This window comes from Streptomyces sp. Root431 (assembly GCF_001426585.1).
Classification (GTDB): domain Bacteria; phylum Actinomycetota; class Actinomycetes; order Streptomycetales; family Streptomycetaceae; genus Streptomyces; species Streptomyces stackebrandtii.
In genome coordinates this window covers 35,145-48,579 of the sequence record NZ_LMEI01000012.1, presented here as the reverse complement: position 1 = coordinate 48,579, position 13,435 = coordinate 35,145, and the positions used below count along the sequence as shown (strand labels likewise).

Below are 13,435 nucleotides of genomic sequence, written 5' to 3'. Positions count from 1 at the left end.
CGGCCCCTCGGCGTTCGGCTCAGTACTGCGGCTGCTTGTTGCGGTTGAACCAGGCGCCGCCGTCCGACTTGCCCACGAAGACCGCGATCAGGACGGCCATCACGGTGTGCGCGAGACCGATGACCACGAACGGGTAGAGACCGAAGATGGCGGTGATGATCGCGAAGACCATCGCCGTGATGCGGATGCCGTTGCCGCCGCTGCCGAACTTGGCACCGAGGACGATCGCGAGGACGCCCCAGGCCAGGATGAGCGCGGTGAAGCCCCAGACGGCGCCGGACGACATGTCGGCGATCTGCTGGAACTGGACGTCGTCCTTCAGCTGCGGGTCGTTCTTCGCGGCGGCGATGCTCAGCGCGCCGAGCACACCGAAGATCACGCCGATCATCTGCAGACCGCCGATGACGAAGAGCATGACGCGGGCGGCCTTGACGGTGCCCGGCATCTCCGTGACCGCGGCCGGGTAACCGCCGCCGCCGTACGGGGAGACCGGCGGGGCCGCCGGGTAGCCGTATCCCTGCTGCGGCGGTACGCCCTGCGGGGCCTGCTGCGGGTAGCCGTAGCCGGGCTGCTGCGGCTGGCCCTGGGGCTGGCCGTAGGGGTTGTTCGAGTCGCCGAAGCTCATCGCGGGATTCCTCCGTGAAGTTTTCTGTGCGGGGACGACGCGGCCCGCGCGGAGGACTTTCACGGCATTTGAGCGGATTTCCCCCCGGCACTTTCCGCGGTACTTCGCAGGTCATCGTTGTCGTACCGTCGACTTTTTGTCCAGTCGATACGCGGCGGAGTTGTGCAAGTGCAATCTGTCGCCCGGTATGACGAGCCGCCCGGCGGGAGCGAATTGGAACAAGGCGGGGGTCATCCGGGAGGATGTCTCCATGAGTGCCCAGATTCTCGATGGCAAGGCCACCGCAGCCGCGATCAAGTCCGAACTGACCGTCCGTGTGGCGGCCCTCAAGGAGCAGGGCGTCACGCCCGGCCTGGGCACCGTCCTCGTCGGCGACGACCCGGCCAGCCAGAAGTACGTGGCGGGCAAGCACCGCGACTGCGCTCAGGTCGGCATCGCCTCCATCCAGCGTCACCTTCCGGCCACCGCCACGCAGGAGGAGATCGAGGCGGTCGTACGGGAGCTCAACGAGGACCCGACCTGCACCGGTTACATCGTCCAGCTCCCGCTGCCCAAGGGCATCGACGAGAACCGCATCCTGGAGCTGATGGACCCGGCCAAGGACGCGGACGGCCTGCACCCGACCAACCTCGGCCGTCTCGTGCTCAACGAGCCCGCCCCGCTGCCCTGCACGCCGAACGGCGTCATCACCCTGCTCCGCGCGCACGGCGTGGAGATCAACGGCGCTGAGGTCGTGGTCGTCGGCCGCGGCGTCACCATCGGCCGCCCGATGCCGCTCATCCTCACCCGCCGCTCCGAGAACGCGACCGTGACGCAGTGCCACACCGGCACCCGGGACCTCTCGGCGCACCTGCGCAACGCCGACATCATCGTGGCGGCGGCCGGCGTCCCGCACCTCATCAAGCCCGAGGACGTGAAGCCGGGCGCGGCCGTCCTCGACGTCGGCGTCTCGCGCAACGGCGAGGGCAAGATCCTCGGCGACGTGGACCCCGGTGTCGCGGAGGTCGCCGGCTGGATCTCCCCGAACCCCGGCGGCGTCGGCCCGATGACCCGCGCCCAGCTCCTCGTGAACGTCGTCGAGGCCGCCGAGCGCGCGGCCGCGGCGCTCTGACATGGCCGCCGAGGGTGGGGCCCCAGGGAGCGGGGCCACCGAGGGCGAGTCGGCCGGGAGCGAGCCCGCCAAGGGCGGCATCCGCCGCCCGCCGCCCAGCCTCACCACCGACACGGCGCGGCCCGAGGGCGGCGGCCGGGCGGCGCCCCGCGACGCCTCCGCGCCCGCGCGTCAGTGGCCCCTGCTCACCGTGCTCGTCCTCGCCGGTCTCGGCCTCGTCGTGGTCGGCACGGACCCGTTCCCGCATGCCTTCCGGGTGGGCACGATGGCGGTCGGCGCGGCCCTGCTCCTCGGCGCCGTGATGCGCCGGGTGGTGCCGTCCGTCGGCATGCTGGCCGTGCGGTCCCGCTTCACGGACATGATCACGTACGGGGTCATGGGCGGCCTGATCGTGCTGCTCGCGCTCATGGTGCAGCCGAAACCCTGGCTGCGGATCCCGTTCCTGGAGGACATCCTCCATCTCACCGTGACGTAGGAACGGTGACGTAGCGGCACTGATTCGTGTACGGCGCCCGCCCTCTCCCCCGTGGGAGGGCGGGCGCCGCTGCGATCAAGAGTCATGTACGCGCCAACCTGGAGCAAGTTCAGGCCGCTCGCTGTGTCACGGAAGTGACCATTCCGCCACCTCGCCTCCGCATCCGGGGCGCGGATCGCCCTCGGAGCTGCCATCCTTCGAGAACGCAGGGGAGGTCGCGGACAAGGGGGGCGTACATGCCTGGCTGGAAGGCGCTGTCGGACGAACTCGACCCGGACGTCAGGGCGTTCACGGAGCGGCTCCGCCGGCTGATCGACCGCAGCGGTCTCGGCGTCACCGCCGTCGCCGAGCGCACCGGACACGACCGGGCCACGTGGGACGCCTGCCTGGACGCACGGCGGCCCGTCCCCAGGAGTGCGGTGGCGGCGCTCGCGGAAGTGACCGGGACGGATCCTGGGGACCTCGCCGCGGAGTGGGAGCGGGCCGAACGGGGGTGGTCGAGGAGCGGCCGACCCGATGGCGGCACTGTCGATGTCGATGACGCAGATCGCCCCAGTGACGCCGACGACCGGACCATGCAGATCCGGCGGATCGCGGCACCGGGCCCCGCCCCGGTCGCCTCCCCGCCACCCGCGCCCCCAGCGGCCCGCCGTCGCCCCCTCCTCCTCTACGCCGTCGGGACCCTCGGCGCCCTGCTCGTCGTCACCGCCGCCCTCCTCCTCGTCGACCTCGGCGGCGCGGACGGTACGGACGACCGCGCCGTCACCCCGCCCTCGCCGACCACCCCGACCGCCGCGCCGAGCACCAGCCTCCCCGCCGGGGTGAAGTGCGCGGGCGCCGGCTGCACCGGCCGCGACCCGGAGGCCATGGGCTGTGGCGGGCCCCTCGCCACCACTGTCGCCCGCACCCGCGTCGGGACCGTCCAGGTCGAGGTCCGGCACAGCGCGACCTGCGCGGCGGCCTGGGCCCGGATCAGCGGGGCCGCGCCGGGGGACGCCGTCACGGTGAGCGCCGGCGGAGCGACCCGGCGCGCCGAGGTGGTGAGCGCGGGCGCCGACACCGACGCGTACACCCCGATGCTCGCGGTCACGGCCGGGACCGACGCGACGGCCTGCGCCACCCTCGCGGACGGGACCGAGCACTGCACCGCGAACTGACCGAGCACTGCACGGCGAACTGACCGAGCACTGCAAGGCGAACCGACCGAGCACTGCACGGCGAACCGACCGCGCGGCGCACCCGCGAACCGACCGAGCACCGCACCGCGAACTGACGGACCCCCGTGGTCTCGGACGGGTGGCAGTGAGCCGGACCACAAGGGGGTGGGGGTTCGTGGGGCCCCGGGTCGGATAGCCTGACCGCTGGAAATCTCTTCACGTCGAGACACCGATCGATCACGCTGATCGATCGTCGATCGTCGATCACGGAGAGGTGTCCGGAACCCGGGGCAGGGACCCCCACCGCCAGCTGTCTTACGGAGATCGCCATGACCCGCACTCCCGTGAATGTCACCGTCACCGGCGCGGCCGGCCAGATCGGCTACGCGCTGCTCTTCCGCATCGCCTCGGGCCACCTGCTCGGCGCGGACGTGCCGGTCAAGCTGCGCCTCCTCGAGATCCCGCAGGGCGTGAAGGCCGCCGAGGGCACCGCCATGGAGCTCGACGACTGCGCGTTCCCGCTGCTCAAGGGCATCGACATCTTCGACGACCCGAACCAGGGCTTCGAGGGCGCCAACGTCGCGCTGCTCGTCGGCGCCCGCCCCCGTACCAAGGGCATGGAGCGCGGTGACCTGCTCGCCGCCAACGGCGGCATCTTCAAGCCGCAGGGCAAGGCCATCAACGACCACGCCGCGGACGACATCAAGGTCCTCGTCGTCGGCAACCCGGCCAACACCAACGCCCTGATCGCCCAGGCCGCCGCCCCGGACGTGCCGGCCGAGCGCTTCACCGCGATGACCCGCCTGGACCACAACCGCGCGCTCTCGCAGCTCGCGGCGAAGACCGGCGCCTCCGTCGAGGACATCAAGCGCCTCACCATCTGGGGCAACCACTCGGCGACCCAGTACCCGGACATCTTCCACGCGGAGATCGCCGGCAAGAACGCCGCCGAGGTCGTCGCCGACGAGGCGTGGCTGGCCGACACCTTCATCCCGACCGTCGCCAAGCGCGGCGCCGCGATCATCGAGGCCCGTGGCGCGTCCTCCGCCGCCTCCGCCGCGAACGCCGCCATCGACCACGTCCACACGTGGGTCAACGGCACCGCCGCGGGCGACTGGACCTCCATGGGCATCCCGTCGGACGGCTCCTACGGCGTCCCCGAGGGCCTCATCTCCTCCTTCCCGGTCACCTGCACCGACGGCAAGTACGAGATCGTCCAGAACCTGGACATCAACGAGTTCTCCCGCACCCGCATCGATGCCTCCGTGCAGGAGCTGTCGGAGGAGCGCGACGCGGTCCGCGAGCTCGGCCTCATCTGAGCCGCTGCCCGAGAGCCCGAAGGCGGCCTGACCGCCTGACGGCCTGACGGCGCATCACATGCCCGGCGCCCCCGGACCGTACGACCGACCGTACGGCCCGGGGGCGCCGTCTTTTCGCGCCGCCTTCCGCGCCGCCCTTCGTGCCGCCTTCCGCGCCGTCTTCTCGCGCCGACAAGGCGCCCCCACCTCCCCTATGCTGTCCCACCGGTCCCGCCCAAGTGGGTCGTGATCACGGACCGTTCCGCAGCAATCGGGGGAGTTTTGGCGCAATCGTTCGTTCCTCAGCAGCCCGGCCGGCCGCCCAGTACGCCGCCGGGCACCCCGCCCGCCGTCGATGCGCGCCGCTTACCTTCCGCGAGCGAGTCGACCCGCCTGCTCTGTGCCGGCACCTACCTCGACGACGGCTTCCGGGACGCCGTCATCGACCAGCTGTACGTCCACGAGGAGCGCTTCGCCGCACCCTCCCTGGGCTTCGACGCGAGCCGCGTCCTCGCGCACGCGCTGCGCGCCCGCCGCATCGAACTCGCCTGGGCCGCCGGCATCCTGGCCCTCTGGATCATCGCGATCCCGCTCACCAAGGGCCTGATCACCCTCCTCATCGTGCCGTTCCTCGTGCTCGGCCTCGCCCGCTGGGTCCGCGGCCGGTCCGCCGCCGCACCCCTCTACCGCACCGTCCCCGCCTTCGTGCTGCGCTGGTACGGGCGGATCATGTTCGTCCAGTCGGCGCTGCTCCTCCTCTTCCTCGCCTTCGGCGACGACGAGGCCGGCTGGGAGTTCCTCGGCGACGTCTCCGAGACGGGCGAGTTCCTGGGCTTCGCGCTCAGTCTCGCCGCGGAGGAGATGTGGGGCATCAGCCCGCTGGAGGTGTGGATCACCATCGCCGTGCCGCTGCTCGTGGCCTGGGCGGTGGCGACGCAGCAGGGCCAGTTCGCCCGCGCGCTCACCCAGGAGCTCTCCAAGGAGCGCTTCCCCGACCTCCGTTCCGACCCGGCCGAGCAGGCCGAGGGCGCCCGCTCCCGCCGCCTGCGCGACCGGATCCGCGTCGAGCAGCACGCCCGCCTCGTCATGTACGGCTCCGACGACCCGTTCTGCGGCGCCGGAGCCCCGTACGAACCCTGGTCGCTCTCCATCGAGCTGCGCCCCCGCAAGAACCTCGACGGCAAGGCGCCCGAGCCGCTCGACAACAGCGCGATCATGCGGCATGTCGTCCCGCTCGTGGAGGCGCTGCGCGTGCCGTCCCCGCACGGTTCGCCGCAGATCCAGGCCGCCGTACGGGACCGGCTGCGCGAGCTGGAGATCGACGAGGTCGTCTTCCTGCCCGTCGACGGACTGCCGGCCCGCACCGCCGCCCCGTACACCCCGGAGGGCTTCGAGCTGCATCGCTCGGGCGCCATCGAGGAGGGCGGCGAGACCCGTCGCCACTTCCTCCGCGTCCGAGTCGGCGGCTGGGGCGAGGAGATCGTCGCCACCGTCTTCGTCCGCGTCCACACGCAGGGCGGCATGCTGATGCTGGAGGTCGCCCCGCACGTCCTGCGACCCGTGAAGCGGCTCTACCGGGAAGCCGACCGGATCGCCCACCGCTACCGGCACAACCACCACTTCGGCAAGGCCGTCTGGGCGCTCGGCCGGACCCCGCGCTCCGCCGGGCAGGCCGTCGCCACGCTCTGGCGGGCGCTCGGCCACGGCTGGCGGCTGCTCACGGGAGGCCACGCGAACGCGCTGCCCGAGGGGCCCTGGCTCTCGGTCCGCGAGTACGGCTCCGACGACGAGGCCTCCCTCTTCCAGGAGATGGACGTGAGCCGCTACCTGAAGAGCATTCAGGACCGGGTCGCGAACGGCGTGACCGTCGCGCTGCGTGAAGCCGGTTACGAGACCGCCGAGTTCGAGCAGAAGATCATCCACGTCGCCGAGGGCGGCACCTTCATCGAGAACACCAAGGGCAACGTCACCCTCGGCAACCACAACACCGTCACCAACAAGACCTTCACCACCTCGACGACCGGAGGCGACCGTGGCTGACACCGGCAGCGACAGCAACGACAGGGCCCGCGGCGGCATTCACGTCACCAACACCAGCGGCAACGTCACCATCGGCGACAACAACACCGTCACCAACACGGTGGGCGGCGCGCAGCCGGCCCGTGACCCGCAGCAGGAGGAACTCCTCCAGGCCATCCGCAAGCTCCGGGCCGACCTCGGCGGGGTCGTCGCCTCCGAGCAGACCGCCGCCCTGGACGAGGAACTCTCCGACGCCGAGGACGAGATCGAGGGCACCGGGCGGGCCGGCACGGGCCGCCTGACCCGGCTGCGCCAGGCGCTCGCGGACGCGGGCGCGGTGAGCGGGATCCTCGCCTCGGGCGTGGCCGTCGGGCAGGCCGTCGGCGCCCTGCTCGGAGGGTGAGATGAGCGCCCGCTGGAACGACGAGACGCAGAGCTGGGAGACGGTCGGGGGGACGCAGGCCCCCGGCCCGTCGCCGATACCGGAGCCCGCTCCGGGGCCGGTGGCAGCTCCCGGTGCCGGTCCCGTCGTGCCTCCGCCTCCGCCCCCGCCCTCGTACGCACCCGAGGCCCCGCCCTCGTACGCCCCCGCCCCCACGCACGCCCCCGCGTACGTCCCGGAGACGGGGGAGTGGCAGTACCCCACCGCCCCGGCCCCGGCCGCCGGCGGCCGAGCGCGGACGCGTGGCGCCGTCGCGGCGGGGGCGGCCGTCGCCGTCCTGGCGGCGGGTTCGGTGGGCGCCTGGCTGGTCTGGGGCAAGGACGACGGCGGGCAGGCCGGGGCGGGCGGCGGTCCTGCGGTCTCGGTCTCGGCCCCGGTGGAGACGCCCTCGGACTACCCGACCGACTCCCCGACGGAGGACCCGACCGACTCCCCGACGGTCGATCCGACGGACACGGCGTCCCCCTCCGCCTCCGCCTCCACCCAGCCCACCGACGACCTCCCCCCGCCCGCGTACAGCGTGCAGAAGGACCTCAAGGGCTTCACGATCGCCGTCCCCGACGGCTGGGACCGCACCGAGTCCGACCAGGGCATCTTCTACAACGCGCCGGACGGGAAGAGCCTCCTCCAGGTCTTCGTCATCACCGAGCCGGACCTGACGCCGTACGAGGCCCTCCGCGGAGCCTCCGACGACGGCAAGGCCAACAAGCCGGGCTACGTGGAGATCGGCCTCGACCGGGTGACCGGCGAACCGGGCGCCCCGGCCGACTCCGCCGAGCTGGTGTACGCGTACGACCGCGAGGGCGGCCGCCGCAAGGTCGTCGACCGCGCCTTCACGGCGGCGGACGGCAACCACTACGCGATCCTCTCCGCGGGCCCGGAGGCCGACTGGCCCAAGCAGCGCGAAGTGCTGCGCGTGGCGCTGGAGTTCTTCCGCCCGGGCGCGCACTGACGCCCGGCGTCCCCGGACCCCGGGACGGCCGCCCGCTCAGTCCGTGAGCGCGTCGCCGTCCCGGAGCCGCGCCGCCAGAGCCGTGAGGCCGGCCGTGGCGCGGACGAGCAGGCCGTCGCCGAACGTGACGCGGGTCGCGCCCAGCAGGCCGAGCTCGGTGAAGGACGGGCCGCCGGGGACGGCCAGGGCGTTGAGGGGGAGGTCGCCGAGCGCGGCGCGCAGGGCCGGGAGGTCGGCGGGCGGGGCCGCGATCGGGTAGACGCAGTCCGCGCCGGCCTCCGCGTAGAGCCGGGCGCGGGCCATCGACGCGTCCCTGGGCGCCGTCCCCTCGGGCGCCTTCCGGATGTACACGTCCACGCGCGCGTTGACGAAGAGCCCCGGGCCCGCGGCCGCGCGCACCTCTGCCAGCCACGCGGCATGGGTCTGCGGGTCCTTGAGGCCGACGGCCGGGTCGCTGTCCTCCAGGTTCACCCCGACCGCCCCGGACTCCCGTACGCGCTCCACCAGTTCGGCGGCCGGCAGCCCGTAGCCGCCCTCCAGGTCGGCCGTGACGGGTACGGAGACCGAGCGGGCGATCCGCGCCACGGCGGCGAACATCTCCGCCGCCGGCGTCGCCCCGTCCTCGTACCCGAGGGCGGCGGCGATCCCGGCGCTCGGTGTCGCGAGCGCCGGGAATCCGGCCTCCTCGAAGGCGCGGGCGCTCACGGCGTCCCACGGTCCCGGCAGCACCAGCGGATCGTCGGCCGCCCGGCCCCGGTGCAGGGCCCGCAGCACGCCGGTGGTCGCGCCGCCGCCGCTCACGCGGAGCGGGGGGTGTAGTGGCCGGGCGTCATCCGGGTCGTCACGCCGATCCGGTTCCAGGCGTTGATCGTGACGATCGCGGCGATGACCCGGGCGAGCTCGGTCTCGTCGAAGTGCGCGGCGGCCTGCGCGTACACCTCGTCGGGGACGAAGCCGTCGGTGAGGACGGTGACGGACTCGGTCAGGGCGAGGGCGGCGAGCTCCCGCTCGGTGTAGAAGTGCCGGGACTCCTCCCAGGCGGAGAGCTGCACGATCCGCTCGACGGTCTCGCCCTCCGCCAGCGCGTCCTTGGCGTGCATGTCGATGCAGAAGGCGCAGTGGTTGACCTGCGAGGCCCGGATCTTGATCAGGTGGTACAGGGTCGGGTCGACGTCCTTCGCGGCCGCCGCCTCCAGCCGGAGCATCGCCCGGTAGAACTCGGGGACCCGCTCGGACATGGCGAGGCGGGGCGCGTGCTCGTGCGCGTAAGCGGTCTTCTCGGTGGTCGCCGCTGCTGCGGTGCTCGTGGTCATGCTTCTCACCGTACGAGCGGGGTGGCGCAGGAGTATGGTCCATTTCCATGGCAAACGAGTGGGCCACTTTTGGCGCCGACCTTCATCTGGAAGTGCGTGGTCCGCACCTGCGCGCCGGACTCATGGACGCGCTCCGGGAGGCGGTGCGCAGCGGGCGCCTGGAGGCGGGCACACGGCTGCCGTCCTCCCGGTCGCTCGCCGCCGACCTGGGCATGGCCCGCAACACCGTCGCCGACGCCTACGCCGAGCTGGTCGCCGAGGGCTGGCTGACGGCCCGACAGGGCTCGGGCACGCGCGTCGCCCGCAGGGCCGAGCCGCGCCGGACCGAGCCGCGAAAGCCCCCTCCCGCGCCCGCGACGGCGGTACGGTCCCGGCTCACCGCCCCCGCGCACAACCTCAAGGCCGGCACCCCCGACCTCGCCTCCTTCCCGCGCGCCGACTGGCTCAAGGCGTACCGGCGGGCGCTCACCGCCGCCCCGAACGAGGCCCTCGGCTACGGCGATCCGCGCGGCCGGATCGAACTGCGCACCGCGCTCGCCGAGTACCTCGCCCGCGCGCGCGGCGTGCACGCCCGGCCCGAACGGATCGTGATCTGCGCGGGGTTCGTCCACGGCCTGATGCTGATCGGCGAGGTGCTGCGCGGCCGGGCGGTGCGGCACGTGGCGGTCGAGTCGTACGGGCTCGGCGTCCACGCCGACATCCTCCGCCGGGCCGGACTCGGCACCCCGACCCTGCCCTTCGACGAACGCGGCACGCGCGTCGAGGAGCTCACCGGCGTCGGGGGCGTCCTGCTCACCGCGGCGCACCAGTTCCCCCTGGGCGGCGCCCTGCCGCCGGACCGGCGGGCGGCCGTCGTCGACTGGGCGCGCGCCTCGGGAGGCTTCGTCCTGGAGGACGACTACGACGGCGAGTTCCGTTTCGACCGGCAGCCGGTGGGTGCGCTCCAGGGGCTGGACCCCGAGCGGGTCGTCTACCTCGGGACCGCGAGCAAGTCCCTGGCGCCCGGGCTCCGGCTCGCGTGGATGGTGGTGCCGGAGGGGCTGGTGGGCGAGGTGGTCGCCGCGAAGGGGGCCGTGGACTGGGCGTCGAGCGCGCCCGACCAGCTGGCGTTCGCCGAGTTCCTGGGCTCGGGGGCGTACGACCGGCACGTACGGGCCATGCGGCTGCGCTACCGGCGACGCCGGGACCAGCTGGTGGAGGCGGTCGCCGCGCACTCGCCGCTGACCCGGGTCAGCGGGATCGCGGCCGGCCTCCACGCGGTCCTCGCCCTGCCGCCCGGCACCGAGCAGGACGTCCTGCGCGCCGCCGCCTGGCACGGTCTCGCCGTGCAAGGGGTGAACCAGTTCCGCCGCCAGGGCGTGGAGCCGACCCTGGACGGCCTGGTCGTCGGCTACGCCACGCCCCCGGACAGCGGCTGGCAGGGCGCACTCCAGGCCCTGTGCAGGGTGCTGCCCTGAGCGCGCTCCAGGCCCTGTGCAGGGGGCTGCCCTGAGCGCGCCCCTGTGCAGGGGTGCTGCCCTGAGCGCGCCGCCGGTCAGGGCGTGCGGGGTCCGTGCTCGGGTGCCGGTCCCGCGCCGAGGCGCTTCTCCGCCTCGTCCTCACCGGGGGCCTCCGCCGGCGCGGGCGGTTCGCCGAAGCGGGCCAGGGTCAGGGAGCCGGCCACCGCCAACGCGAAGCCGAGGATCGCCAGCCACCCGAGCCCCTCCCTCGTCCGGTCACCGAGCCAGACCACCCCGACCACCGCGGGCCCGATCGTCTCGCCGAGCACCGCACCCGCCGTCGCCGTCGTCACCGCGCCCCGCTGGAGCGCCGAGGTCAGCAGCAGGAACGCCGCGCCGCCGCCCACGAGCAGCGCGTACCAGACCGGATCGGCGAAATCGATGCCGTCGATCAGCCGGACCGCCACCTCCACCACCCCGAAGCCGAAGCCCGCCCCGAGGCCGAGCACGAGAGCGCGCGGCTTCTCCGGCAGCCGTCCCGCTGCCATGCCCAGCAGCAGCACCCCGAAGGAGACGCCGAGCAGCGCCCACCGCAGCGCATCCGAGCCGTCCCGGTGCCCCTCCTTCCCCGAGGCGAGCGCCAGCATCGCGAGCCCCAGGCACACCACACCGACGGCCGTCCACTCCACCCGGCTCAGCCGCACGTGCAGCAGCCGGGACGCGATGACCGCCGTGACCGCCAGACTCGCGGCGAGCGCCGCGCCCACCACGTAGATGGGCAGGGTCCGCAGCGCCACGATCTGCAGGGCGAAGCCCAGGGTGTCCATCCCCAGGCCGGCGAGGTAGCGCCACTGGTGCAGCGCCCTCCACATCAGGGCGACGTCGACGCCGCCACCCGTCCCCGGCTGCGAGGCCCGGGCCGCCATGGCCTGAAGGACAGAGGCCGCGCCGAAGCAGAAGGCCGAAGCAAACGCGCAAATCATCCCAAGGAGCACGAAGCGACTCTAGGTCCTGAGGCCGGAAATCACCGGCCTACACTGTGCGGTCGCGACTGTCGTGGCCACGACGGACGCGACCGCGAAGGGGAGGCGACGGACCATGCGGAGGCTGAGGTCGAGCACGGTGGTGCTCGGTGGGATGGGTGTGCTGGCGGCGACGATCACCGCGTGCGGCTCCGAGCCGGACCAGCGGTGCGTGGACCCGCTGACCCGGGAAGAGCTGCCCAGCTACCGGTGCGAGAGCGGCGGCGGCGATGACGACGACGACAGCAACGGCACCACGACCCGGGGCTCGTACTACTACGGCGGCTCCGTCCGGAGCGGCAAGGTGAGCGGCGGCAGCTTCAGCAAGGCGGCCGTCGACACCGGCGGCTTCGGCTGCTCGGGCTCCGGCGGCGGCTGAGGAGGACCCGGCACATGAAGCGGCACACCATCGACCCCCGGCCCGACTGGCAGCGGATCGTGGAGGAGCAGGGGGTCGTCTACCCCCTGACGCGCTACCCGGACGGCTCGCTGCGCCCGTACTGGGACGAGAGCGCGTACTACTCCTTCACCCTGCCCGAGGTCGAGGCCCTGGAGGAGGTCGTCGAGGAGCTGCACGCGATGTGCCTGGCGGCAGCCGCGCACATCGTCGAGCGGGACCGGTTCGCCGAGCTCGGGATCACCGATCCGAAGCTCGCGTCCCTGGTCGCCGAGGCCTGGCGGCGACGGGACGAACTCCCCTCCCTCTACGGGCGTTTCGACCTGCGGTACGACGGCACCGGCCCGGCCAAGATGCTGGAGTACAACGCCGACACCCCCACGTCGCTGGTGGAGGCCGCGAGCCCGCAGTGGTTCTGGATGGAGGAGCGGTTCCCCGGCGCCGACCAGTGGAACTCCCTCCACGAGCGGCTCGTCGACGCCTGGAAGCGCCAGGCGCACCTCCTGCCGCCGGGCCCCGTCCACTTCGTCCACTCGGACGGCGACGAGCTCGGCGAGGACCTGATGACGGTCGCGTACCTCCGCGAGACCGCGCAGCAGGCCGGGCTCGACACGGAGGCGCTCTCCGTCGAGCGGATCGGCTGGGACCGGCTCTCGCGCCGCTTCGTCGACGACCGGCTCCGCTTCATCCGCAGCTGCTTCAAGCTCTACCCGTGGGAGTGGCTGACCACCGACCGCTTCGGGAAGCACGTCCTCGACACCCTCGACAACGGCGGCGGCACCGGCACCACCTGCTGGATCGAGCCCGCCTGGAAGATGCTCCTCTCCAACAAGGCGCTGCTCGCGATCCTGTGGGAGCTCAACCCGGGCCACCCGAACCTGCTGCCCGCCTACCTCGACGGTCCGCGCGAGCTCGCCTCGACCACGGGGTGGGTCGCCAAGCCGCTGCTGGGCCGCGAGGGCGCGGGCGTCACCCTGCACGAGGCCGGTACGGAGCCCTTCGTACGGGACGGGGAGGCCTGCTGCTACCAGGAGCTGGCCCCGCTGCCCGACTTCGACGGCAACAAGGTCGTGCTCGGCGCGTGGGTCGTCGAGAACGAGGCGGCGGGGCTCGGGATCCGGGAGTCGGCGGGCCTCGTCACCGACGAGTACGCCCGCTTCCTCCCGCACGTGATCCTGTAGGCCC

13 protein-coding genes and 1 pseudogene are annotated in these 13,435 nt (G+C 73.2%); 10 read left to right on the top strand and 4 right to left on the bottom strand.

The window, feature by feature from the left end; all coding sequences use genetic code 11:
• Nucleotides 1-19: 19 nt before the first annotated feature.
• Entirely contained in the window at nt 20-625 is a 606-nt protein-coding gene (locus tag ASC82_RS22330) for a hypothetical protein (protein WP_056650996.1), read from the bottom strand.
• A 250-nt stretch (nt 626-875) separates the two neighbouring features.
• Here ASC82_RS22330 and ASC82_RS22325 point away from each other — a divergent pair, with 250 nt between their 5' ends.
• The 7 genes and pseudogenes from ASC82_RS22325 (at nt 876) to ASC82_RS31215 (ending at nt 8,079) form a co-directional block, all read left to right on the top strand.
• Nucleotides 876-1,736: a bifunctional methylenetetrahydrofolate dehydrogenase/methenyltetrahydrofolate cyclohydrolase gene (locus tag ASC82_RS22325; protein WP_024759217.1), complete on the top strand. Its 861-nt coding sequence runs from the start codon at nt 876-878 to the stop codon at nt 1,734-1,736.
• Between the two features lie 97 nt (nt 1,737-1,833).
• Nucleotides 1,834-2,211: pseudogene (locus tag ASC82_RS22320) on the top strand (DUF3017 domain-containing protein); the annotation flags it as partial.
• Nucleotides 2,212-2,447: 236 nt separating this feature from the next.
• Nucleotides 2,448-3,368: an XRE family transcriptional regulator gene (locus ASC82_RS22315; protein ID WP_056650991.1), complete on the top strand. Its 921-nt coding sequence runs from the start codon at nt 2,448-2,450 to the stop codon at nt 3,366-3,368.
• A gap of 329 nt (nt 3,369-3,697) precedes the next feature.
• Nucleotides 3,698-4,687 carry a malate dehydrogenase gene (locus ASC82_RS22310; protein ID WP_056650988.1) on the top strand — a complete coding sequence of 330 codons (990 nt, stop codon included), beginning with the start codon at nt 3,698-3,700 and terminating at the stop codon, nt 4,685-4,687.
• A 261-nt stretch (nt 4,688-4,948) separates the two neighbouring features.
• Complete coding sequence (locus ASC82_RS22305) at nt 4,949-6,706, top strand: hypothetical protein (RefSeq protein WP_056650985.1); 1,758 nt, start codon at nt 4,949-4,951, stop codon at nt 6,704-6,706.
• Nucleotides 6,699-7,088, top strand: coding sequence for a hypothetical protein (locus tag ASC82_RS22300; protein ID WP_056650982.1), 390 nt, complete (start codon nt 6,699-6,701; stop codon nt 7,086-7,088). The genes ASC82_RS22305 and ASC82_RS22300 overlap by 8 nt, the downstream gene beginning before the upstream one ends.
• Before the next feature lies 1 nt (nt 7,089).
• On the top strand, nt 7,090-8,079 hold the full coding sequence (locus ASC82_RS31215) for a hypothetical protein (RefSeq protein WP_056650981.1): 990 nt from the start codon (nt 7,090-7,092) through the stop codon (nt 8,077-8,079).
• 36 nt (nt 8,080-8,115) lie between these two features.
• Here the strand turns inward: ASC82_RS31215 and ASC82_RS22290 are convergent, their stop codons facing one another.
• Together ASC82_RS22290 and ASC82_RS22285 are read right to left on the bottom strand one after the other, a co-directional pair.
• Nucleotides 8,116-8,880 (bottom strand): isocitrate lyase/phosphoenolpyruvate mutase family protein, encoded by a 765-nt coding sequence (locus tag ASC82_RS22290; RefSeq protein ID WP_199862591.1) that lies wholly within the window; start codon nt 8,878-8,880, stop codon nt 8,116-8,118.
• Nucleotides 8,877-9,392, bottom strand: a complete 516-nt coding sequence (locus ASC82_RS22285; RefSeq protein WP_056650978.1) for a carboxymuconolactone decarboxylase family protein — start codon at nt 9,390-9,392, stop codon at nt 8,877-8,879. Before ASC82_RS22285 ends, ASC82_RS22290 begins: the two co-directional genes overlap by 4 nt.
• Nucleotides 9,393-9,439: 47 nt before the next feature.
• On the opposite strand from ASC82_RS22285, the gene ASC82_RS22280 reads away from it, so the two are divergent.
• A complete protein-coding gene (locus ASC82_RS22280) occupies nt 9,440-10,849 on the top strand; it encodes a PLP-dependent aminotransferase family protein (RefSeq protein WP_056650977.1) in 1,410 nt (469 codons plus the stop codon).
• Between the two features lie 77 nt (nt 10,850-10,926).
• Here ASC82_RS22280 and ASC82_RS22275 read toward each other — a convergent pair whose 3' ends face one another.
• Complete coding sequence (locus ASC82_RS22275) at nt 10,927-11,814, bottom strand: hypothetical protein (protein WP_056650974.1); 888 nt, start codon at nt 11,812-11,814, stop codon at nt 10,927-10,929.
• A gap of 115 nt (nt 11,815-11,929) precedes the next feature.
• Here ASC82_RS22275 and ASC82_RS22270 point away from each other — a divergent pair, with 115 nt between their 5' ends.
• Both ASC82_RS22270 and ASC82_RS22265 read left to right on the top strand, forming a co-directional pair.
• Nucleotides 11,930-12,232 carry a hypothetical protein gene (locus tag ASC82_RS22270; protein WP_024755284.1) on the top strand — a complete coding sequence of 101 codons (303 nt, stop codon included), beginning with the start codon at nt 11,930-11,932 and terminating at the stop codon, nt 12,230-12,232.
• A 14-nt stretch (nt 12,233-12,246) separates the two neighbouring features.
• On the top strand, nt 12,247-13,431 hold the full coding sequence (locus ASC82_RS22265; RefSeq protein ID WP_056650971.1) for a glutathionylspermidine synthase family protein: 1,185 nt from the start codon (nt 12,247-12,249) through the stop codon (nt 13,429-13,431).
• Nucleotides 13,432-13,435 lie beyond the last annotated feature (4 nt).